The organism is Acidovorax sp. M2(2025), from assembly GCF_049330835.1.
In the GTDB taxonomy this organism is placed as follows: domain Bacteria; phylum Pseudomonadota; class Gammaproteobacteria; order Burkholderiales; family Burkholderiaceae_C; genus Acidovorax.
The window spans coordinates 2829168-2850273 of the sequence record NZ_CP186262.1 but is presented as its reverse complement, the minus strand read 5'-3'; the positions used below and the strand labels follow the sequence as shown (position 1 = coordinate 2850273).

Below are 21106 nucleotides of genomic sequence, written 5' to 3'. Positions count from 1 at the left end.
GGTTGCCGCGCGCCCCCTGCGGCCCCGCGCCGCCGCAGGGGCAGCAGCTACAGCATCTGCAGCACGGCAGCCCACTCCGCCGGCTCCACCGGCGTGATGGACAGCCGGTTCCCCCGCTGCAGCACGCGCATGCCCGCCAGCGCCGGGTGCTGGCGCATCTCGGCCAGCGAGAGCAGCCGCGTCTTGCGCACCGCCTGCACGTCACGCAACAGCCAGCGCGGGGCGTCACTGCGCGACTGCGGGTCGTAGTACGGGGAGGCCGGGTCGAACTGCGTCGGGTCCGGCCGCACGCCGGAGACCACCTGGGCGATGCCCGCAATGCCGGGCTCGGGGCAGCTGGAGTGGTAGAACAGCACGCCGTCGCCCACCTGCATGGCGTCGCGCAAAAAATTGCGGGCCTGGTAGTTGCGCACCCCCGTCCACGGCACGGTGGCGCCCGGCGCGGCCAGGGCGTCGTCGATGGAGCATTCGTCGGGCTCCGATTTCATGAGCCAGTAGCGGGGGGGCGGTGGCGCGGGCGGGGTGTCTTGCAAGGTCATGGCCGCCATTCTGGCAAAGGAGTGCAGAGCGTGCCACGGGTGGTCACGGCGGCGAGATGCTCATTTATTGATAGCTGCTTGCGCTTGCTGTATGGGCGCTGCAGGTCATTTTTGCTTGATTTTTTTGCTGCGTCTCCCGCCCCGGCCGCGCGCTGCCCGCAAAGCGGCACACCGCGATCAGCCGGCTTTGCGGAAGGTGAGGTTGATGCGGCACGCGCCCGTCAGCGGGTGCTCCGCCGCCGGCAGCGGCAGCACGCCGTGAAAGCGCAGCCGCGCCGGCCCGCCCCACACCACCACATCGCCATGCAGCAGCGGCACGCGCCGCGCCTTGTCGGCGCGCTCTGCGCCGCCCCACAGGAACAGGGCCGGAATGCCCAGCGACACCGACACGATGGGGTGCGCGTAGTTGCCCTCGTCGCGGTCCTGGTGCAGCGACAGGCGCGTGCCGGGCGCGTAGCGGTTGATGAGGCAGGCGTCCGGTGCAAACCCGGCAAACCCTGCGGCCTCGGACGCATCGCGCGCCAGTTGTTTGAACAGCGCCGGCATGGCGGGCCAGCGCTCGCCCGTTTCGGGGTCCCGCGGGCCGTAGCGGTAGCCGCTGCGGTCGCTGATCCAGCCCAGCGGGCCGCAGTTCGTCATGGCCACCGACATGCGCTTGCCGCCTGGCGTGATGAGATGGCGGAAGGGAGATTGGGCCGTGATGGCATCGACGGCCTGCAGCAGTTCTGCCGCCTGCTCCAAGGCAAAGCCGCGCAGCACCACGGCGCCCGGCTCCAGCCACTCGGGCTCTTGCGGGGCGGAGGGCAGATCGTCGAACAGGCCGAGGGTCATCGCTTTTTCCCGTTGCATGCCATTGCGACAGTGCGTCGCCACTGGCGCAATGCCGCGAGTGCACCCGTGGAACGGGCTTTGCCGGGCCACCGGGTGCGTCCCCCTCCCGCGCAGCGAGAGAGGGGTGAAGGCGCCGCAGGCGACGCAGGGGGTGTCACGCTATTGGGCATCATGAAAGATGATGCCCACGGTATGGCGCTGCCCCGAGCGCACGCGGCTCACACCGTGGCGCATGTTCACGCGGTACGTGCCCCGCGTCCCCTGCACCGGCCGGTGGTGCACCGCGAACGCGACCGCATCGCCCTGGCGCAGCGGCACCACTTCGGCACGCGACTGCATGCGCGGGCGCTGCTCGGTCAGCACGAACTCGCCTCCGGTGAAGTCGCGCCCCGGCTCCGACAGCAGGATGGCCACCTGCAGCGGGAACACGTGCTCGCCGTACAGGTCCTGGTGCAGGCAGTTGTAGTCGCCCGGCCCGTACTGCAGCAGCAGCGGGGTGGGGCGCAACTGGCCTGCCGCATGGCAGCGGGCGATGAAGTCCGCATGCCGCGCCGGAAAGCGCACATCGATGCCCATGGCGGCGTTCCAGTGGTTGGCGATGGGCTGCAGCTGCGGGTACAGCGCATCCCGCAGCCCGGCCACGGCGTCGGGCAGCGGGTAGCTGAAGTACTGGTACTCGCCCAGGCCGAAGCCGTGGCGCTGCATGACCACGCGGCTGCGAAACAGCGGCGGGCCGGCGCGGCCGTACAGCGACGCCAGGGCCGCGCATTGCGCCGCGTCCAGCAGCTGCGGCAGCACGGCATGGCCCTGGGTGTGCAGGTCGTCGGCGGCCTGCGCCCAGTCGATGGCCGCCACACGGGCGGGCCAGGCCGTGGCGTCGGGGCGCGCAGGATGGGGCAGGGCGCTCATGCCGCTTTCTCCCGGGCCGCGGCGTGCGGCTGTGCGGCGACGGCCTCGCGCTCCAGCAGCGCCCGCTTGCGTTCCACACCCCAGCGGTAGCCGGAGAGGGCGCCGTCGCTTCGCACCACGCGGTGGCAAGGTATGGCCACGGCCAGCGCGTTGGCGCCGCAGGCCTGGGCCACGGCACGGGTGGCGGCGGGAGCGCCGATGCGTGCGGCAATCTCGGCGTAGCTGGCGGTCTGCCCGGCGGGAATGGCGCGCAGCGCCTGCCACACCCGCTGCTGAAAGGCGGTGCCCCGCACGTCCAGCGGCAGGTCCAGCCCCAGCCCGGGCGCCTCGACAAAGGCCACGACCTGCGCCACCAGCGTTTCGTAATCGGCATCGCCGCCCACCAGCTCGGCCTGCGCGAACCGGTCCTGCAAGTCGCGCACCAGGGCGTCGGGGTCGTCGCCCAGCAGGATGGCGCACAGACCCTGGCCGCTGTGCGCCACCAGGATCGCGCCCAGCGAGCACTGCCCCACCGCAAAGCGGATGCGCTGGGCCGCGCCGCCCGCGCGGTAGCGCGTGGGCGTCATGCCCAGCACCTGGGCGGACTTTTCGTAGAAGCGGCTGCTGGACTGGTAGCCCGCGCCGTAGATGGCGTCGGTCACCGAATCGGCGCCGGGCTGCCCCAAGGCACTGCGCACGCGCTGCTCGCGCTGGGCCGCCGCATAAGCGCGGGGCGTGAGCCCGGTGGCCTGCTTGAAGACGCGGTGCAGGTGCGAGCTGCTCAGCCCCAGGCGCTCCGCCAGCGCGCCGAGCGTGGGCGCGCGGCCCGCGGCGGTATCGGCCTCGATGAGGCGGCAGGCCTGCGTGACCCAGCCGGCGTGGTGGGCCTGTGCCGAGGGCTGCTGTGGCTTGCAGCGCTGGCAGGGCCGAAAACCGGCGCGTTCGGCCTCGGCGCAGCTGGCGTGAAAGCGCACGTTCTCGGGCCTGGGCGTGCGCGCCGCGCAGCTGGGGCGGCAGTACACGCCGGTGGTCTGCACGGAATACCAGAAGCTCCCGTCCGCTGCCGCGCTGCGGGCGACCACGGCCGCCCAGCGCGGGTCGGCCTGGGTGGCGGCGGCCTGCTGGGCTTTGGCGGATGGGGCGGCGTGCGGCATGGCTGGGGTGAACGGGCGCAAGGGCGAGGGGCGGGTGGCGGCAGTCAACAGCATGGCGGGCTCCGGAAGACAAGAAGGGATGCCTGCCACTCTAGGGACCACGCACCCGCGGCGCACTCCGAAGCTTGCTTTTGAATTCTGCGCCATCGGGGGCACAAAGCAGTGCGTACGGTTGCTATTGTATTGATAGCTACTCGCGCTTTCTGGATGGGCTACGCAGGTCATTTTTGCCTGATTAGCGACCTACCTCAGACGCTTTCTCTTCCCCACCCGTTCGGGCTGAGCCTGTCGAAGCCTTGCACGCGCGCTGCAAGCCCTGGCTTCAATGGGCTCAGCCCGAACGGATGGAGTGGTATCTGAGACAGGTAACTAATCAGGCAAAAAACGCCTCAAACTTCCGGTGGCTGCAGCGCACGGGCCCGCCGCTTGCCCGTGCTGCCCCAGCGCCGCGCGTCCTCCCCGGGAATGCCCAACGGGTTGTTGGCCGGCTCGGTCAACGGCGCCAGTAGGGCATGCAGGTCGGCCTCGCTGAACTTGACTGCGCCCTCGGCATCGTGCCCAAGCACGCCGCTGGCCAGGGCTGCCTTGCGGGCCTGCAGCTCCAGCATGCGTTCCTCGATGCTGCCTTCCACCACCAGCGAGTAGACGAAAACCGGCTGCTCCTGCCCGATGCGGTGGGCGCGGGCCGTGGCCTGCTCCTGCACGGCGGGGTTCCACCAGGGGTCCAGGTGGATCACGGTGTCGGCGGCCGTGAGGTTCAGGCCCACACCGCCTGCTTTCAGGCTCACCAGCAGGATGGGGGCGCTGGTGTCGTCCTGGGCCTGGAAGCGTTTCACCACGGCACCCCGCTCGCGCGGCGGCGACTGACCCGTGAGGGTGAGGTAGGGCAGTGCCAGGGCATCGAGCTGCTCGGCGGCCAGTGTCAGCATCTCGGTGAACTGCGAGAACACCAGCACGCGGCGCCCTTCCTCGACCAGCGGGGGCAGCAGGTCGGCCAGCAGTTCGAGCTTGGCGCGCTCCATGGTGTGGGCGGTCTTCGTGGTTCCTTTGACGAGCCGCGGGTCGCAGCAGACCTGGCGCAGCTTGAGCAGTGCATCCAGGATGGCGATCTGCGCCCCGTCAAAGCCCTGGCGCTCCAGTGCGCGGCGCACCTGCTTGTCGGCCGCCGTGCGCACGGCCTCGTACAGCTCGCGCTGCTTGCCCTGCAGCTGCACGCGCAGGATGGTCTCGGTGCGCGGGGGCAGCTCGGTGGCCACGTCCTGCTTGCGGCGGCGCAGGATGAAGGGGCGCACGCGCTGGGCCAGCAGCTGGGCGCGCAGGGTTTCACCGTTCTCTTCGATGGGCTTGCGCCAGCGGGCGTTGAAGCTGCGCACATCGCCCAGAAAGCCGGGCATCAGAAAGTCAAACTGCGCCCACAGCTCGCCCAGGTGGTTTTCCAGCGGCGTGCCCGTCAGGCACAGCAGGTGCGGGGCCTGCAGCTTGCGCAGCGCACGGGCACTGCGGCTGCCGGCGTTCTTCACCATTTGCGCTTCGTCCAGGATCAGCAGGTGAAACGGCTGCGCGGCCAGCGCGTCCACGTCGCGCCACAGCAGCGGGTAGGTCGTGAGCGCGAGGTCGTGGTCGGCGATCTGCGGGTAGCGCTGGCCCCGGTCCGGCCCGTGCAGCGCCAGCACGCGCAGGCTGGGGGCCATGCGGGCCGCTTCGGCCTGCCAGTTGAAGAGCAGCGAGGTGGGCAGCACGACCAGGGCGGGGCGGGTGAGCCGGCCGGCTTCCTTCTCGGCCAGCACATGGGCCAGCGCCTGCGCCGTCTTGCCCAGGCCCATGTCGTCGGCCAGGATGCCGGAGAGGCCCTGTTCGCGCAGGTACTGCAGCCAGGCCAGGCCCTCCAGCTGGTAGGGGCGCAGCTGCACCCGCAGGCCCGCCGGCGCGGCCACGGGGCGGGGCGTGCCGATGCGGCGCAGGCGCTGGGCCAGCTGCGCCAGGCCCACGTCGCCCTGCAGCTGCCAGTCGTTGCTCCAGCCGTTCACGGTGCCCACGCGGTGGGCCTGCACCAGCCCGGCTCGCAGGGCCTCGATGCGGCGCGCCTCCCAGGCGCCCAGGTGCAGGGGGGCGCCGTCCTGGCGCAGGTTGCCTGCATTGCGAAGAGGGTCGGCCAGCAGGTCCACCATCGCGCCCACGATGGCCTTGAGCGGCCCGGCGGGCGCCTCGATGCGCTTGCCGCCGGGGGCCCGCAGTTTGATGATCGCCAGGTCGTCAATGGCCGCCATCTGCTGCGCGTTCAGCCAGCGCGGGTCGCGGCGCAGCAGGTCGGCCAGCAGCGGCGCCAGGTCCAGCGTTTCGCCGTCGATCTCGATGCCCAGCGTCAGCAGCCAGGCGCCTTCGCGCTCGGGCAGCAGGAGCTTTTGCACCGGGCGCTCGCGCGGCGCCAGAGGGCCGTCCACCTCCTTGCCCAGCAGCTCGCCGGTGTCGGGGGCGATGTGCAGCTTCCAGCGCAGCACGGGCACGCTTTCGTGCGCAAAGCCGGGGTGCACCACCACGCTCCAGCCCTCGGCTCGCAGCTGCGGCACCACGTCGGCCCAGAAGTCGCCAAACTGCGCCTCCTGCGCCAGCGTCCACACGGGGCCCAGGCTGCTGGCGGCGGCGCGGTGGCGCCACTGCAGCTTGGTTGCGTCCACGGGGATCAGGCCCAGGTCCCACACGCGGTCCAGCGCGTCGGCCTCGGCCGCCAGGTTGCGCTGCAGGCGCACCACCGGGCCGCCGGTGTCAAACAGCTCCTGCACGGCAGCGGGGCGTGGACCCAGGATGGAGGTGGGCGCGCTTTCGTGCCAGGTGGCGCCGCCGTCGGTGCGGTAGGTGAAGTCGATCTGCGCCAGCGTCACGCTGTCGCCGCGCGGACCCAGGCGGCCGTGGGGCGCCATGCCCAGCAGGCCCTGGCCGCGGCCCAGGGTCATCAGCGTGATGCGGGGCTGGAAATGGCCGGGGACGGGGGCCGTCATCGGGCGGCGCGCGCCGCGGTGCCTTGCGGAGCAGTGCGGGCAGTGCGGGCTGGGCGGGCTGGGCGGGCTGGGCGGGCTGGGCGGGCTGGGCGGGCTGGGCGGGCTGGGCGGGCTGGGCGGGGAGCGAGGGGCGGCATGGGCCGATTGTGCCCGGCAGCGCTCACCCCTGGGCCGGGGCGCCTGCCGTTGGCGTAATCACCTAGGATAAAAAGGTAGTTATCGCTATAAATTAGCCCATGAAAACGCCCGCGCTTCGTGTTCCGTATGTCCTTTTCCCGTCACCTTCACCATGAGTTCATCGCCTCTCAAATGGGCGGCACGCGCCGCCTGCCGCATGCCCATGCCCCTCATCAAGCGCCTGGCCGGGCCCGCGCGCACGGTGGACGGCCAGCAGCTGGACCCGTTGGTCCAGTTCATGGTGCGCTACTTTGCCGACCCGCCGGGCACCCTGGATTCGGTGGAAAAGACCCGCAGCGGCTTCGACACGCAGGGCGACTGGCTCACCCATGCCCCCGAGCCGTCGGTCCATGCCGAGCGCTGGGTGGCGCAAGGCCCGGCGGGGGCCGTGAACTGCGACATCTACCGGCCGGCCTCCCTGCCGCGGCGAGACGCGCCGGTGCTGGTGTTCTTTCACGGCGGCGGACATGTTGCGGGCTCGCTCGTCTCGCACCGCGACGTGTGCCGCCAGCTCGCCCACGAGGGGCAGTGCGCCGTGGTGGCCGTGGACTACCGGCTGGCGCCGGAGCACCGCTTTCCGGTCGGCATCAACGACTGCCTGGCCGCCTTTGACGCCGTGGTGGAACAGGCTTGGCAGCTGGGGTTTGACCCGGCCCGCATCGGCGTTGGCGGCGACAGCGCTGGCGGCAACGCCGCCGCCGTGGTGGCCCAGCAGCGCCGCGGCGCACCGTGCCCCCCGCGGCTGCAGATGCTGTGGGTTCCCTGGGTGGACATGAGCCAGCAGTCGCGTTCGTACGAGCTGTTTGCCGAGGGCTACTTCCTCGAGAAGGCCAAGATGGAGTGGTACACGGACCTGTACCTGCGCGGTCCGCAGGACGCCCTGGACTCCCGGGCGTCACCCCTGCTGGGGGATGTGCAGGGCGTCTGCCCGGCGGTGCTGTGGATGGCCGGCTTCGATCCCCTGCGGGACGAGGGGATGGCGTATGCCGCAAAGCTCCGGGCCGCCGGCGTGCCCGTGCATGCCAAGGTGTTCGAGGGGCTGGTGCACCCGTTTCTCAACGTTGCAGGGGCCGTGCCTGCAGCCCGGGCTGCGTTTGCCGAGGCCACCACCTTCCTGCGGGCCGTTCTCTGACCCGTGGTGCGTGCGCCGCCGTGCCGCAGCGCGGGCTCTAGCGGAATTCCCAGGCCACACCCGCCTGGGCAAACGTGCGCCCGCTGCCCCAGCCTGCGGAGGCCGAGAGCTTGAGCCCCTCGGCCAGCGTGTAGCGCACGCCCAGGGCCTTGTCGGGGCGGGCGCGTTGCTCTCCGTGGATCTCGGCGGTCAGCTGCAGCGCGTCCGTGAGCGGTGCTTCGGCGCCGGCAGCCCAGGTGACGGCGGTGTCGCGCACGCCCAGGGTCTTGGTGCTGCGCTGGCCTGCATTGAAATGCAGTGCCCAGCGGTCCTGGCGGTAGGTGGCCAGGGCCAGGAGGGCGCGTTCCCGGGTGCTCACGGGCTGGGGGGCTGCGTCGGTGTGCGTGCGGGGGGTGTTCAGGTCCAGCCGCGCGCCCAGCGACCAGCCGGCGTCGGCCTGCAGGGGCACCCATTTCAGGCTCAAGCCCTGGCCTTGCGTCTCCACGGCGTTGCGGGTCTGCCGGTCCTTGTCGCGGGAAACCGCCACGCCCAGCTCCAGCCCTTCGGCCACGCCCGCGCCCAGCGCCAGATCGACCCCGCGCGCGCGGTCGTCGCGGTGGAGGGTGCTCTCCACCTTGAAGGCGCCCCGGTCCAGGGTGCCCGCGTCATCGGTGGTCATGGGTGCTTCGGCCCGCGCCAGGCCGGCACAGGCCCAGCCCAGCGCCAGCAACAACGTTGCGGCGGAGCACCTGCCCGGGGCGGGTGCACGCGTGGTCTTCATGAAAAGGTCCTCTCTGGGGGCGGGCCCAGACGCCGCCCATCTTTGAAAATAATTGTTACACATGTGAGCCGCCAGACGGCGGCCCGGCGGGCCAGCGAAGCTCGACGCAAAAGCCTTGCGGCGTGCGCGGCACGCTGGCGTGGCCTCCGTGGGCGCGGGCCACCAGGTCGGCCAGCGCCAGCCCCAGGCCTTGCAGGGCGCTGCCCTCGCCATAGGTCTGCCGCTGCAGTGACTCCTGCAGCCGGGCGCAGGTGTCGGGGGCGCAGCCCTGGCCGTCGTCCTGCACGCGCAGCACGCTGTCCGTGGCGTCCTGGCGAACGCTCACCGCCACCTGCCGGGCCTGGAAACGCCGGGAGTTGTCGAGCAGGTTCCACAAGGTGGCCGCCAGCAGGTCGGGGTCGGCCCACAGGGTCGCCTCCTGGTGGAGGGTGACGGCCAGGCCGTGGAAGGCCAAGTCGTCCAGCAGGTGGCGCAGGTCCAGGTTCTGGCGCTGCGGCTCCGCGCTGGTGCGGAACATCATCAGCAGCGCGTTCATGGCGTTGGCCAGCCGCGCCGCCGCCTGGCGCGTGCGCACCAGGCGGGGCTGCAGGGCTTCGGGGGCCTCGCGGATGGCCAGCGCCAGCTGCACGTCGATGCCCGCCACGGGCGTGCGCAGTGCGTGCGCGGCATGGGCCGTGAAAGCGCGTTCGCGCACCACACGATGCGCCAGCCGCTGCCCCAGGTCCGCAATGGCCTGCTCGATGGGCTGCAGCTCCTGCCGCGGCGTGCCGCGGGGGGCAGTGCCGGGGACCAGCGGGTCATAGGCCTGCACGGTGCGGCCCAGCCAGCCTAGAGGACGCAGCTCCTGCCGGATCCGCCAGTTCATCAACAAGGCGGAGAACAGGCTCACGGACAGGGCGGCCGCCAGCGTGTACAGCACCACCTCCTGGTGGATTCCGTCGCGCTCGGCACGGCTTTGCGCCACCACCAGGAAATGGCCGGGCTGGTGGCGAAAGGCGGAGGTGTACGCCCGCCATTGGCCGTCGGCGGTCCATTGGGCTGCCGGGGCCGGGGCCGCCAGCAACGCCTGGGCCGGCGCCTTGGGCGAGCGGCTGACGACCGTTGCCTCGGCGCTGTCGACCACCTGCCACACCAGATGTTCTTCGTCCGGGGCGTCCGGCCCGGACGTGCCCGCGGGCCGGGGTGCGGGATTTTCCGCGGAAGCCATGGCGCTCTGGACAATCTCGGCCGCCTCCAGCAGTTCCTGGTCCATCAGTTCTCCCAGCTCGTGGGAGATCACCTGCCACACGACCACGGCCGTGAGCACGCCGAAGACGACCGAAATCCACAGCAGCGACTGGACCAGCCGGGCGCGGATGGACGGGGGCGGCGGGGCGGATGCCGCGGGCGATGAGGAGGAAGAAGGCGCTGCCATGGCAAGAATCAGCCCGGCCCCGCAGCCTGTGCAGCCGGCACCCGGTAGCCCATGCCGCGCACGGTCTGGATGGCTTCCTTGCCCAGCTTGCTGCGCAAATTGAAGATGTGCACCTGCAGCGCGTTGCTGGACAGTTCGCCGTCCAGGCCCAGCACCAGCGCTTCCAGATCGGCTGCGGACACCGTGCGCCCGGCCCGCAGCACCAGGGCCTCCAGCACGGCCCATTCGCGCGCGGTCAGGTCCACCTTGCGCCCGTGCAGCCAGGCCTGCCTCTCGGCCAGGCTGACTTCCACCGGGCCCATCACCTTGCGGGGCGCGCCGCCTGCCACGCGCCGCGCCAGGGCGCGCAGCCGGGCGCAGAGTTCTTCGGGGGCGAAGGGCTTGACCAGAAAGTCATCGGCCCCGCTGTCCAGGCCCCGGATGCGGTCGCCCAGCAGGTCGCGGGCCGTGAGCACCAGCGCCGGCGTGGTGTCGCCCTTGGCGCGCAGGCTGCGCAGCCATTCCAGCGCCGAACCGTCGGGCAGGTTCCAGTCCAGCAGCCAAGCGTCGTAGGGTTCTCCCACCAGGGCCCGGGCCTGGGCCAGCGTGGTGCACCAGTCCACCAGATACCCGTCCTGCAACAGAAAGTCGCGCAGGCCTTCTCCCAGCGTCGGGTCGTCTTCCAGCAGCAGCAATCGCACAGGCGCCCCTCCGGTTCAGAAGCGTTCCTTGGTGCCCGTCACCATGGCCCGCACCAGGCGCACCCGCTCCAGACGCCCCATCACCAGGGCGGCCGCAGCGTGCAGCCCGGCCGCCACCAGCAGGGCATGGGCGAGGAACTCGTGCAGTTCCATCAGCCACTCTTCGCCAAAATAGGTGTCCGTGGTCTGCAGCCACCCCGTGAAGCCCAGGGCCAGCACCAGCGCCATCAGCGCCAGCATCATCAGTGCGCCCAGCGGGTTGTGGCCCAGGTAGACAGGGTGCTCGCCCCGGCGCAGCGCGCGCGCATGCGCGGCAAGCCGGCCCGGCGTGGGAAAAAAATCCGCGAAACGTGCATGCCGGCTGCCCACGAACCCCCACACGGTGCGGGCCAGCACCAGGGCTGTGGCGGTGTAGCCCGCCCATTCGTGGGCCGTTTTCCCTTCTTCCAGCACAAACTGGTTGAGCACCACGCAGGCGACCAGGCTCCAGTGGAAGATGCGGACAAAAGGGTCCCACACCGGGGTGGCGGCGGGTGGCGGAGACAGCGGGGCGGAGGGGGCAGATGTTTCGCGGAGCATGGGGCCGGGCCGGTTACTTGCGTTCGAGTTCCGCGCCGGTGGCGGGGTCGAAGTAGATCTCGACCTTCTTGCCGGCCTTGTCCAGCCCATAGATTTCATAGCACTTGCCCTTGCTGACCTTGAAGGTGCGGATCTGGTAACCCTGCTTCTCCATGGACGCCTTGAAGTCGGCCTCCTTCATCCACTTGTCTTCAGGAACCTTGCAGGTCGGGCCGGCGAACGCGGTGCCGCAGCACAGGGCCAGGGCGAGGGCGGGGAGTTGCAGTTTCATGGGGAAAAGCCTTTGCAGTAGAGGTAGAACGGCGCGGGCGAAGTGCCCGCGCCCTGCATTGGACGGGGGCCAGATTAAGTGGGCATGAAGCCACAGGCGGGCAGGGCAGGCCGAGCTGGGCCAGCTTCCGTCTGGGCGGGCCTACGCGCCCAGGACCCGGGCAAACAGTTCGTTGCGAAAGTGAATGCCCAGGCGCGCGAAAGCGCGGTTGCGGTAGGTCTTGACGGTGGGCACGCCCAGTTGCAGATCGCTGGCGATGCCCTCGTGCGTCATGCCTTGCAACAGGCGTGCGCACACGTCCAGCTCGCGGTCGGTCAGGCCCACCTGCAGCCGCACCAGGCGCATGCGCAGCAGGGCCAGGCTGTGACTGCCCTGCGGGGCCTGCAAGGGCAGGGCTGCGTGGTGCGGTGGCTCCGCTGCGCGCGCGCGCCCATCTGCGCACACGGGGGGCGGCAGGGCGGGCAGGACGCCCGGGCGCTGCGACAGCTGGATGTGCTTGCGCGTGAGCGCCAGCAGCACGGGCGCCACCGATTCGAACGCGCCGATCTGCCGGTCGCTGAAGGGGCGCTGGTGCTGGTGGCGGTAGAAGTTGACGGCGAAGACCGAGCCGTCGCTTTCGTGCTCCACCACCGATACGCGCTCGGACACCCCATGCGCGTCGTACACCCGCGCGCGGTGCTCGCCCGGGACGTCGGCGGCGCTCAGGTGGCACAGGCGCGTGGCGGGCTCGTCCAGCGGCATGTCGTCAAAGGCGCGGCCCCAGGTGCGGTCGCTGCGGTAGGGGCCCGACAGGTAGGCCCACCAGCAGTCGCGCGTGGTGTCCGGCACGCCCCTGCTGGCGGAAAGGAACAGCGTGGGCTTGCAGCGGTGGCCCGTGCGGTACACCGACCACGATGCCGCGGGCAGCACGGGCTCCAGGTCCTGCAGCAAGCCGGTAGCGAAGCCGGGCTCGCCCACCCGCTCGACCATGGGGGCCAGCGCGGCGCTCGCGCCCTGCGGCGCCATCGGCCGGCCGGCCGGCGTCTGCAAGGAGGAAGGAAGCCACTGCCGCATGGGTGAAAGGACGTTGTCGGTGGAAGGCCCTTGGGGGCGGGATGGAGGGGATGTGCGCCGCACTCTCCGGGTTGGTCCGTCATCCTCCGGGATGACAGGCGGGCCGGGCAACGGGACTTACGCTAACGCCATGCCTGAATCCCGCACCGAGACCTCCGTCATGCCCCCGCCCGCCTTGCGTTTTTTTGCCGACCTGCGCGTGGAGGTGGGCACGCCCCAGGAGGTGGGCCGCACCGCGCACGGCGTGCGGAGGGTGATCCCCATCCTGGGCGGCACCGCCGCCGGCAACGGCTGGACGGCGCGGGTGCTGCCCGGCGGCGCGGATTTCCAGCTCATCGTGAACGAGCGGCTGTCCGAGCTGGATGCCCGCTACGTGCTGGAGATGGACGGCGGCGACCGCCTGTATGTGCACAACCGCGCCGTGCGTTCGGGCCCTGCCGAGCTGATCGCCCGCCTGGTGCGGGGCGAGCCGGTGAATCCGGCCGAGATCTATTTCCGCTGCAGCCCCAGTTTCGAGACGGCCTCGCCGGCATGGTCGTGGGTGGCCGAGCGCCTGTTTGTGGGCACCGGCGCCCGCTACCCGGACGCAGTGGCCATGCGCTTCTTCGAGCTGCAGTAGGCAGCACGCGCCGCCCCCGCTTTCGCCGGGTGCGGCGCCCTGGCCCAGGACATTGACAACCTACGAGAACAGGAGACACCCATGACAAACCCCCAGCACCCGCAGCCGTGCGCCCAGCCTTTGCGCCGCGCCATGGTGGCCGCTGCCTGCGCCCTGGCCGGCCTGGCCCCCTGGGCGGGCGCCCACGCGCAAACGGCGCCCGCCGGCTATCCCAGCAAGCCGGTGCGCATCATCGTGGGCTTTGCCGCGGGTACGGGGCCGGACATCGTGGCGCGCCTGCTGGCGCAGAAGCTCTCCGAAGGGTGGGGCAACCTGGGCGTGATCGTGGACAACAAGCCCGGCGCCGGTGGCCTGATCGCCGCGACCGAAGCCGCCCGGGCCGCGCCGGACGGCTACACGCTGATGCTGGGAGAGACCGGCCAGCTGAGCATTGCGCCCAGCAGCTACAACAAGCTGCCGTACGACCCGGCCCGCGACTTCGTGCCCGTGAGCCAGGTGGTTACGTCGGACTTCGTGCTGCTGGTCAATCCCCAAAAGGTGCCCGCGCGGAATGTGAAGGATTTCGTGGCCTGGACGCAGCAGCAGAGGGGGCTGTTCCTGGCCACGTTTGGCGCGGGTACGCCCGGACATTTTGGCGCCTTCATGTTTGGCGACGCGGTGAAGCTCAAGCCCGAGCCGGTGCACTACAAGAACACTGCGGACGCGCTGGGCGGGCTGTTCAGCGGCGACGTGCAAGGCGTGTTCGCCAGCGTCGGCCTCGCCGCACCCCAGGTCAAGGCGGGCAAGCTGGCGGCGCTGGGCACGACGGGCGCCACCCGCAACCCCAGCCTGCCCGAGGTGCCCACTATCAAGGAGCAGGGCTATGCCAACCTGGAGTTCTCGTCCTGGTTCGGCATCGTCGCCCCGGCCCGCACGCCGCCGGAGATCGTGGCTAGGCTCAACGCCGACGTGGTGCGCGCCGTGCAGTCCCCGGAAGGCCGCGCGAAGATGGAAGAGGCGGGGTTTCGCGTGACGGGCACCAGCGCGCAGGAGTTTGCCCGCACCATCGCTGCCGACACGGCCACCTGGGGCAAGGCCGTGGCCGCCACCGGCTTCAAGGCGGACTGAGCCGCCGGTTCCCGCCGTTACCCGGCCTGCCGCGGGTCAGGGGGCCGTTCGTCCCTTGGCAACCGATGGGGCTGGCAGCTGCAGCTGGGCCGCCTGCACCACCCGCACGCAGTCGCGAAGGTGTTGCTCGCCCAGGTAGCGCAAGGTGGCATAGCCCAAAGTTGCCGCCACGGCCTGGCCCGCCAGGGGCACGTACTTGGCGGCCTGCCGGGTGGTCAGGCGCACGCCCACCGTCTGGGTGGCCCGCAGCACCAGCTCGCGGGTGATGAACTTGCCGATCAGCACCGACCCCACCAGGCCCACCGCCTTTTGCACCTGCTCGCGTTTGTGTGGAGACAGGCGGTCGAGCTGCTCGGGCGCCAGGCCGAACTCGGCATTGATCTGCGGCAGCAGGCGCGACAACAGGGCCGCGTCCACCGCCCAGTCCAGCCCCGGCACGGGCACCAGGCTGGCGCCGGCGGCCACCAGCGCCCTGCGGTGCAGCAGGCGCCGGCTGCGTTGCACGGCGGCGGTCAATGCCGGATTGCCGGCGGCCATTTGCAGGGAACTGGGTGTGGATGCCACGAGCATGTTGTACCGCAACACGGCGCAATGCGGAAGCAATGGGAGGCTTCCGGCGCTGTCAGCCGTTGCCCCGGGAGCGGCTGAACAAGGCCAGGAGCAGCGCGGCGCCCACCACCGCGGCCACCCAGCCGGTGGCTTCCTCCTGGTGGTACCAGCCCATGGCCAGGCCCACGTAGGTGGCCAGGAAAGCGCCGATCACTCCCAGCAGCAGGGTCATCACCCAGCCGAGTTGCCTGTGCCCCGGCAGCAGGGCCCGGGCCAACAGCCCCACCAGGGCTCCTACCAGCAGTGTGTCCAACAGCGCTTCCATGATGTTTCTTCCCCGGTTGTTGTGCCATGCAGGCGTCTGGATTCACTGTACGAAAGGGGAAGAAGCCCCGCTTGTCGGACAACGCGCCCTGGCCGTGCCTGCGATTCCTGCAGCGGGCGGTACACGCAGGCCTGGGGCCTGTGGGCCGTGTCTGACATCGCTGTGCGGCAGGAGCCTGCTGTACGGGCTGCATGCCGGGGAATACAGTGGAGCTTCGCATCGAAAGGAAGCACACATGGCAGAAAAAAGTTCGTCCCGCGCCTTTTCCCTGGTGTTCGCGGCCGCGTTTACTGTGGCAGGCGTGCTGGCCGGACCGGGTACCGCCCTGGCCCAGAACGACGACGAGGCCTCGCTGGCCCGCGGCGCCGTGCCCGACACGATTCCCCAGCAGCGCTACCAGAGCGCGATCCGCGAGGCCGGCGGGGGACTGAAGGTGAGCTTGGCAGAATGCCGCGCAATGGCGGCGGCGGACCGCAAGGCCTGCGAATCCCAGGCCCGGGCACGTTACCAGGCGGACATGGAGCAGGCCAAGGCCATGCTGCGGGACGCATCCCTGCGGCCCGTGAATGTGGTCGGGGGGCCGATTCGCAGCAGCGAAACGGTGTACCAGGTTAAGCCGTAGCCCGGCGGACCTTCAGGAGCCCCGGGGCGGGGCGCTTCGGCGGCTGCCGCAGAGTGCGGCGGCTCGATTATTTGACTTGGGGCGCGTCTTCCGCAGCGGCGGTGGAGGTTGGCACGCGGCGGGCGCCGTTGAACCGGCGCACCCAGTAGGCTGCGCCCATGTCTTCTACCCGCACCTGGGCACCGCTACGTGGCGCGTGGATGAACTTGTTGTCACCCACATAGATGCCCACGTGGCTGAAGCTGCGGCGCATGGTGTTGAAAAACACCAGGTCGCCCGGCTGGAGTTCCTTTTTGTCGATCACCTGCGTGGCGGCGGCCTGCTGGTCGGCGCGGCGGGGCAGCATGAGCCCCACGGTTTGTTCGTACATTGCGCGCACGAAACCGCTGCAGTCGAAGCCGGTTTCTGCGCTGTTGCCGCCGCGCTTGTACGGTACGCCCAGGAAGCCCATGGCGTTGACCACGAGGTTGGACGCCCGGTCGGCCACCGTGTGGGCCTGGTTGGCCACCTTTTGGCTCACGTCTTCCAGACGGGTCAAAAGGCCCTTGTCCGTCAGAAAACGGTCCATTTCATCGGGGTTGGTCGCCTGTGGAGCGGCCTGAACGGAGGTGGCGCAGGCCAGGAGAAGGGTGCAGAGCCATCGGGACATGGGGGCGAAGGGTACCACGTGATGGTTGCTTATCAGAAATAATCACCCCGCAAGCCCTTGATTTTGTTGAAGTAAGTCAAAACGCGCCGTCGCGGCGCGGGGGAATCCGCCGTGGAAAACTTGGGTAAAAAATCGTTTGCAGCGCCCTGTGGTCCAGCGCGGGCAGCTCTGCTTTTGATAGCGCTTGCCGGCACCGGTACCGGTGGTTTGACCCAGCCCGCCGGTGCGCCCGCGGCCCCCCTTGCGGTGGAAACCGTGGCCCAGGGGCTGGAGCATCCGTGGGCCGTGGCATTTTTGCCGGGTGGGCGGTTTCTGGTGACCGAACGGCCGGGGCGCCTGCGGGTGGTCCAGGCCGATGGCCGTCTGGAGCCGCCGCTGGCCGGGTTGCCGCCAGTGGCGGCGGGCGGGCAGGGCGGCCTGCTGGACGTGGTGACGGACGCGGACTTCGCGCGCAACCGCCGTATCTACTTCTGCTACGCCGAACCCGGCCCCCCTGGCCTATCCCGCAGCCGCACCAACAGCACGGCCCTGGCCCGCGCCACCCTGCCCGAGGGAGCGGCCGGCCTGCAGGACGTGAAGGTGCTGTTCAGCCAGCGGCCCAAGGTGGCCAGCTCCCTGCACTTTGGCTGCCGGATTGCCCAGGCGACGGACGGGAACCTGTTCCTGGCGCTGGGCGAGCGCTACCACCACAAGGACGACGCCCAGCAGCTGGGCAACCACCACGGCAAGCTCGTGCGCATCACCCCCGATGGCGCGGTGCCGCCCGACAACCCGCTGCGCAGGCAGGCGGGCGCTTTGCCCGAGATCTGGAGCTACGGCCACCGCAACCCGCAGGGCGCCACCTTCGGGCCCGACGGGCAGCTGTGGACGCATGAGCACGGCCCGCAGGGAGGCGACGAGGTCAACCGCCCGCTGCCGGGGCGCAACTACGGCTGGCCGGTGATCACCCATGGCGAGAACTACGGCGGCGGCAAGCTGGGCGAGGGCGCCGCCCGCGCAGGCATGGAGCAGCCGCTGCATACCTGGGTGCCCTCGATTGCGCCGTCGGGCATGGCGTTTCTGACCAGTGCGCGCTATGGCCCGGCCTGGCAGGGCAGCCTGTGGGTGGGCTCGCTCAAGTTCGGCACGCTGCACCGGCTGGAAGTGGGCGACGGCAAGGTGCTGCGGGAGGAGGCGCTGCCGCTCCAAGGTCCCCGCGAGCGCATCCGCGACGTGCGCCAGGGCCCCGACGGCCTGCTGTACCTGCTGACCGACAGCCCCCAGGGCCGCTTGTTGCGCCTGCCAGCGGCGCAGTAGGCGCAGCAGGGCCAGAGCCTGCCGCCGCGCGGACAAGTTTTGCGGGGCCGCGGCGGTCTTGATCTGGATCATGAAGGGTGGACGATTTGCACCGCCCGCCGGATGGCCGGGTGGCCCCTGTGCCGCGGCGGGGCGTTTTCGGTTTAGGCTGGCGCGATGCACGCCGAGACGCTTCCTCCTCCTTCCTCTCCTTGCGCGGATTCCCCGGCCGGTGCCGGGGCCGCGCCGCTTTCTGCCGACAACCCGGGCGGCGCCCCGCGCTCGCAACTCGCGCTGCGCCGCGTGGCCATCGACACCTGGCGCGAGAACGTGGCCTACCTGCACCGCGACTGCGCCGTCTACCGGGCCGAGGGCTTCCAGGCCCTGTCCAAGATCGAGGTGCGCGCCAACGGCCGCCGCATCCTGGCCACGGTGAACGTGGTGGACGACGCCGCCCTGGTGGGTTGCCACGAGCTGGGGCTGTCGGAAGACGCCTTTGCCCAGCTGGACGTGGACAATGGCCACACCGTGTCGGTGGCCCAGGCCGAGCCGCCGGAGTCCATGGGCGCGCTGTTCCGCAAGATCGCCAGCGAGCGCCTCACGCGCGAGGACTTCGGCGCCATCGTGCGCGACATTGCCGAGCACCGCTATTCCAAGATCGAGCTGACCGCGTTCGTGGTGGCCTGCCAGAACGAGCTGGACCGCGAAGAGGTGTTCTTCCTCACCGATGCCATGGTGGCCAGCGGCCGGCGGCTCGACTGGCACGAGCCGCTGGTGGTCGACAAGCACTGCATTGGCGGCATCCCCGGCAACCGCACGACGATGCTGGTGGTGCCCATCGTGGCGGCGCACGGCATGCTGTGCCCCAAGACGTCCTCGCGCGCCATCACCTCGCCCGCCGGCACGGCCGACACCATGGAGGTGCTGGCCAACGTGGAGCTGCCGCTGGAGCAGCTGGCCGACATCGTGCGCGACTACCGGGGCTGCCTGGCCTGGGGCGGCACGGCCCACTTGTCGCCGGCCGACGATGTGCTGATCTCGGTGGAGCGGCCGCTGTCCATCGACTCGCCGGGGCAGATGGTGGCGTCCATCCTCTCGAAGAAAGTGGCGGCCGGCGCCACCCACCTGGTGCTGGACATTCCCATCGGCCCCACGGCCAAGGTGCGCTCCATGCCCGAGGCGCAGCGCCTGCGGCGCCTGTTTGAATACGTCGCCCGGCGCATGGGCCTGTCGCTGGACGTGGTCATCACCGACGGCCGCCAGCCCGTGGGCAATGGCGTGGGCCCGGTGCTGGAGGCGCGCGACGTGATGCGCGTGCTGCAGAACGATCCGCGCGGGCCGGACGACCTGCGCCAGAAGGCCCTGCGCCTGGCCGGGCGCCTGATCGAGTGCGACCCCGACGTGCGCGGCGGCGACGGCTACGCCATTGCCCGCGACATCCTGGACTCCGGCCGGGCGCTGGCGCGCATGAACGCCATCATCGCCGCGCAGGGTGGCAAGGGGTTCGACCACAACCACCCGGCCCTGGGCGCGCTGACGCTGGACGTGGTGGCGCCCACCAGCGGCGTGGTGGCCGGCATCGACAATTTCCAGATCGCCCGCGTGGCCCGGCTGGCCGGCGCCCCCAAGGTGCCCGGCGCTGGCGTGGACCTGCTGCGCAAGCTGGGCGACACCGTGGCCGCGGGCGAGGTGCTCTACCGCGTGCACGCCAGCTACCCGGCCGACCTGGAATTTGCCCGCCAGGCCTGCGCGCAAGGCATCGGCTACTACCTGGGTTCGGCCGAAGAAATGCCCAAGGTGTTCGTGGAGTTCTGACCATGGCCGCACACCCCGCCGAACCCCACAACGCCGCCGGCCCCGCCTGCCTGCTGCTGCACTTTGCCGACGAAGCCGCGCCCGCCCAGCGCCTGGCCCATGCGGCCGGGCTGACCGCAAAGGAGATTGACCGCCACCGCTTCCCCGACGGCGAGCTCAAGCTGCGCCTGCCGGTGGATGCCGCAGGCCGCCTGCCGCCCCGTGCCGTGCTGCTGCGCAGCCTGCACGACCCCAACGAAAAGCTGGTGGAGCTGCTGCTGGCCGCCCGCGCCGTGCGCAGCCTGGGCGTGCAGCACCTCACGCTGGTGGCGCCGTACCTGGCGTACATGCGGCAGGACATGGCCTTTCACCCCGGCGAGGTGGTCAGCCAGCAGGTGGTGGGCGGCTTTCTGGCCGGGCTGTTCGATGCCGTGGTCACGGTGGACCCGCACCTGCACCGCATCGACACGCTCTCCCAGGCCATTGCCGTGCCGCAGGCCCTGGCCCTCAGCGGCGCCGAGCCGCTGGCCGACTGGATTGCCCAGCGGCGCCCCGGCGCGCTGCTGGTGGGGCCCGACGGTGAATCCGCCCAGTGGATCGCCCAGGCCGCGGCGCGCCACGGCTTTGACCACGCCGTGTGCACCAAGGTGCGCCACGGCGACCGTGACGTGGCCATCGAGCTGCCGCCGCTCAACGCCCAAGGCCGCGCGGTGGTTCTGCTGGACGACATGGCCAGCACCGGCCGCACGCTGGCCCTCGCTGCCCGCCTGCTGCTGCAGGCCGGCGCCGCATCGGTGGACGTGGCCGTGACCCACGCGCTCTTCGCGGGCGACGCACTGCAGGTGCTGCGCGACGCCGGCGTGGGCGAAGTCTGGAGCACCGACTGCATTCCCCACCCCAGCAACACCGTGCCCATGGCCGGGCCGCTGGCGCAGGCGCTGCGACAATGCAGCGTTTCGAGCTGAGGAAACCTCCCAACCATGCTGCTTGACGCTACCGAATCCCAACTCGTCCTGGTGGACTACCAGGAACGCCTGATGCCCGCCATCCACGAAGGCCCCGCCGTGCTGGCCAACGCCCGCCGCCTGGCCGAGGTGGCCCGCATCCTGGACGTGCCCGTGTGGGGCACCGAGCAAAACCCCTCGCGCCTGGGCCCCAACGACGCCGCGCTGCGCGCCGCCTGCCGCAAGACCCTGGCCAAGATGCACTTCAGCGCCACGGAAGAAGGCCTGGGCGAATGGCTGCGCCCGCCCGCCAAGCCCCAGCAGGGCGGCAACGCCCGCAGCCTGCCCAAGCACCTGCAAAAGCCCGCCCAGCAAGCGCCCGAGCGCGGCACCATCGTCATCGCCGGCTGCGAAGCCCACGTGTGCCTGCTGCAGACCGCGCTGGACCTGATCGACGACGAGTTCGAGGTGTGGGTGGTGACCGACGCCTGCGGCTCCCGCACCGAACGCAACCGCGACGCCGCCTTCGACCGCCTGGCCGGCGCCGGCGCCGAACTGGTGACCACCGAAATGGTGGCGTTTGAATGGCTGGGCAGCTGCGAGCACCCGGCATTCAAGGACGTGCTGGCACTGATCAAGTAGCCCGGGTTGAGGGTCTTTTTGCCTGATTAGTTACTTGTCTCAGATACCACTCCATCCGTTCGGGCTGAGCCCGTCGAAGCCAGGGCTTGCAGCGCGCGTGCAAGGC

The 21106-nt window shown here is 70.7% G+C and carries 22 protein-coding genes; 8 read left to right on the top strand and 14 right to left on the bottom strand.

All coding sequences use genetic code 11. The annotated features are described in order from the left end of the window. Positions 1 to 47: 47 nt before the first annotated feature. From ACOYR3_RS13245 to ACOYR3_RS13225, 5 genes are all read right to left on the bottom strand, one after another. Entirely contained in the window at positions 48 to 539 is a 492-nt protein-coding gene (locus ACOYR3_RS13245) for an EVE domain-containing protein (RefSeq protein ID WP_422842837.1), read from the bottom strand. A 177-nt stretch (positions 540 to 716) separates the two neighbouring features. Next, complete coding sequence (gene alkB, locus ACOYR3_RS13240; RefSeq protein ID WP_422842836.1) at positions 717 to 1370, bottom strand: DNA oxidative demethylase AlkB; 654 nt, start codon at positions 1368 to 1370, stop codon at positions 717 to 719. Positions 1371 to 1529: 159 nt separating this feature from the next. After that, entirely contained in the window at positions 1530 to 2279 is a 750-nt protein-coding gene (locus ACOYR3_RS13235) for a 2OG-Fe(II) oxygenase (protein WP_422842835.1), read from the bottom strand. After that, positions 2276 to 3412, bottom strand: a complete 1137-nt coding sequence (gene ada, locus ACOYR3_RS13230; RefSeq protein WP_422846588.1) for a bifunctional DNA-binding transcriptional regulator/O6-methylguanine-DNA methyltransferase Ada — start codon at positions 3410 to 3412, stop codon at positions 2276 to 2278. Before ada ends, ACOYR3_RS13235 begins: the two co-directional genes overlap by 4 nt. A gap of 389 nt (positions 3413 to 3801) precedes the next feature. Then, the gene (locus ACOYR3_RS13225; protein ID WP_422842834.1) at positions 3802 to 6408 is read right to left on the bottom strand and encodes a DEAD/DEAH box helicase; all 2607 of its coding nucleotides are present in this window, start codon (positions 6406 to 6408) and stop codon (positions 3802 to 3804) included. 289 nt (positions 6409 to 6697) lie between these two features. Between ACOYR3_RS13225 and ACOYR3_RS13220 the strand changes: the two genes are divergently transcribed. Continuing rightward, a complete protein-coding gene (locus ACOYR3_RS13220; protein WP_422842833.1) occupies positions 6698 to 7717 on the top strand; it encodes an alpha/beta hydrolase fold domain-containing protein in 1020 nt (339 codons plus the stop codon). Positions 7718 to 7754: 37 nt separating this feature from the next. Here the strand turns inward: ACOYR3_RS13220 and ACOYR3_RS13215 are convergent, their stop codons facing one another. From ACOYR3_RS13215 to ACOYR3_RS13190, 6 genes are all read right to left on the bottom strand, one after another. Further along, a complete protein-coding gene (locus ACOYR3_RS13215) occupies positions 7755 to 8477 on the bottom strand; it encodes a hypothetical protein (RefSeq protein WP_422842832.1) in 723 nt (240 codons plus the stop codon). Between the two features lie 55 nt (positions 8478 to 8532). After that, positions 8533 to 9891 (bottom strand): sensor histidine kinase, encoded by a 1359-nt coding sequence (locus tag ACOYR3_RS13210; protein ID WP_422842831.1) that lies wholly within the window; start codon positions 9889 to 9891, stop codon positions 8533 to 8535. A gap of 8 nt (positions 9892 to 9899) precedes the next feature. After that, positions 9900 to 10571, bottom strand: a complete 672-nt coding sequence (locus tag ACOYR3_RS13205; RefSeq protein WP_422842830.1) for a response regulator — start codon at positions 10569 to 10571, stop codon at positions 9900 to 9902. 15 nt (positions 10572 to 10586) lie between these two features. After that, on the bottom strand, positions 10587 to 11090 hold the full coding sequence (locus ACOYR3_RS13200) for a cytochrome b/b6 domain-containing protein (protein WP_422842829.1): 504 nt from the start codon (positions 11088 to 11090) through the stop codon (positions 10587 to 10589). A gap of 73 nt (positions 11091 to 11163) precedes the next feature. Continuing rightward, positions 11164 to 11421 carry a PepSY domain-containing protein gene (locus ACOYR3_RS13195; protein ID WP_422842828.1) on the bottom strand — a complete coding sequence of 86 codons (258 nt, stop codon included), beginning with the start codon at positions 11419 to 11421 and terminating at the stop codon, positions 11164 to 11166. A 141-nt stretch (positions 11422 to 11562) separates the two neighbouring features. After that, on the bottom strand, positions 11563 to 12474 hold the full coding sequence (locus tag ACOYR3_RS13190) for a helix-turn-helix transcriptional regulator (RefSeq protein ID WP_422842827.1): 912 nt from the start codon (positions 12472 to 12474) through the stop codon (positions 11563 to 11565). Positions 12475 to 12604: 130 nt separating this feature from the next. Here ACOYR3_RS13190 and ACOYR3_RS13185 point away from each other — a divergent pair, with 130 nt between their 5' ends. Both ACOYR3_RS13185 and ACOYR3_RS13180 read left to right on the top strand, forming a co-directional pair. Continuing rightward, positions 12605 to 13093 carry a DUF3237 domain-containing protein gene (locus ACOYR3_RS13185; RefSeq protein ID WP_422842826.1) on the top strand — a complete coding sequence of 163 codons (489 nt, stop codon included), beginning with the start codon at positions 12605 to 12607 and terminating at the stop codon, positions 13091 to 13093. 81 nt (positions 13094 to 13174) lie between these two features. Continuing rightward, a complete protein-coding gene (locus ACOYR3_RS13180; RefSeq protein ID WP_422842825.1) occupies positions 13175 to 14200 on the top strand; it encodes a Bug family tripartite tricarboxylate transporter substrate binding protein in 1026 nt (341 codons plus the stop codon). Positions 14201 to 14236: 36 nt separating this feature from the next. Here ACOYR3_RS13180 and ACOYR3_RS13175 read toward each other — a convergent pair whose 3' ends face one another. Further along, the gene (locus ACOYR3_RS13175; protein ID WP_422842824.1) at positions 14237 to 14737 is read right to left on the bottom strand and encodes a hypothetical protein; all 501 of its coding nucleotides are present in this window, start codon (positions 14735 to 14737) and stop codon (positions 14237 to 14239) included. A gap of 85 nt (positions 14738 to 14822) precedes the next feature. Then, the gene (locus ACOYR3_RS13170) at positions 14823 to 15074 is read right to left on the bottom strand and encodes a GlsB/YeaQ/YmgE family stress response membrane protein (RefSeq protein ID WP_422842823.1); all 252 of its coding nucleotides are present in this window, start codon (positions 15072 to 15074) and stop codon (positions 14823 to 14825) included. Positions 15075 to 15309: 235 nt separating this feature from the next. Between ACOYR3_RS13170 and ACOYR3_RS13165 the strand changes: the two genes are divergently transcribed. Next, positions 15310 to 15696, top strand: coding sequence for a hypothetical protein (locus ACOYR3_RS13165; RefSeq protein ID WP_422842822.1), 387 nt, complete (start codon positions 15310 to 15312; stop codon positions 15694 to 15696). Positions 15697 to 15763: 67 nt separating this feature from the next. Here the strand turns inward: ACOYR3_RS13165 and ACOYR3_RS13160 are convergent, their stop codons facing one another. After that, a complete protein-coding gene (locus tag ACOYR3_RS13160; protein ID WP_422842821.1) occupies positions 15764 to 16345 on the bottom strand; it encodes a C40 family peptidase in 582 nt (193 codons plus the stop codon). Between the two features lie 207 nt (positions 16346 to 16552). Here ACOYR3_RS13160 and ACOYR3_RS13155 point away from each other — a divergent pair, with 207 nt between their 5' ends. The 4 genes from ACOYR3_RS13155 to ACOYR3_RS13140 all read left to right on the top strand — a co-directional run bounded on the left by ACOYR3_RS13155 (position 16553) and on the right by ACOYR3_RS13140 (position 21000). After that, entirely contained in the window at positions 16553 to 17641 is a 1089-nt protein-coding gene (locus tag ACOYR3_RS13155; protein ID WP_422842820.1) for a PQQ-dependent sugar dehydrogenase, read from the top strand. A gap of 156 nt (positions 17642 to 17797) precedes the next feature. Continuing rightward, positions 17798 to 19435, top strand: coding sequence for a thymidine phosphorylase family protein (locus tag ACOYR3_RS13150; protein ID WP_422842819.1), 1638 nt, complete (start codon positions 17798 to 17800; stop codon positions 19433 to 19435). 2 nt (positions 19436 to 19437) lie between these two features. After that, positions 19438 to 20379 carry a ribose-phosphate diphosphokinase gene (locus ACOYR3_RS13145; RefSeq protein WP_422842818.1) on the top strand — a complete coding sequence of 314 codons (942 nt, stop codon included), beginning with the start codon at positions 19438 to 19440 and terminating at the stop codon, positions 20377 to 20379. Positions 20380 to 20394: 15 nt separating this feature from the next. Then, complete coding sequence (locus ACOYR3_RS13140; protein ID WP_422842817.1) at positions 20395 to 21000, top strand: isochorismatase family protein; 606 nt, start codon at positions 20395 to 20397, stop codon at positions 20998 to 21000. Positions 21001 to 21106 lie beyond the last annotated feature (106 nt).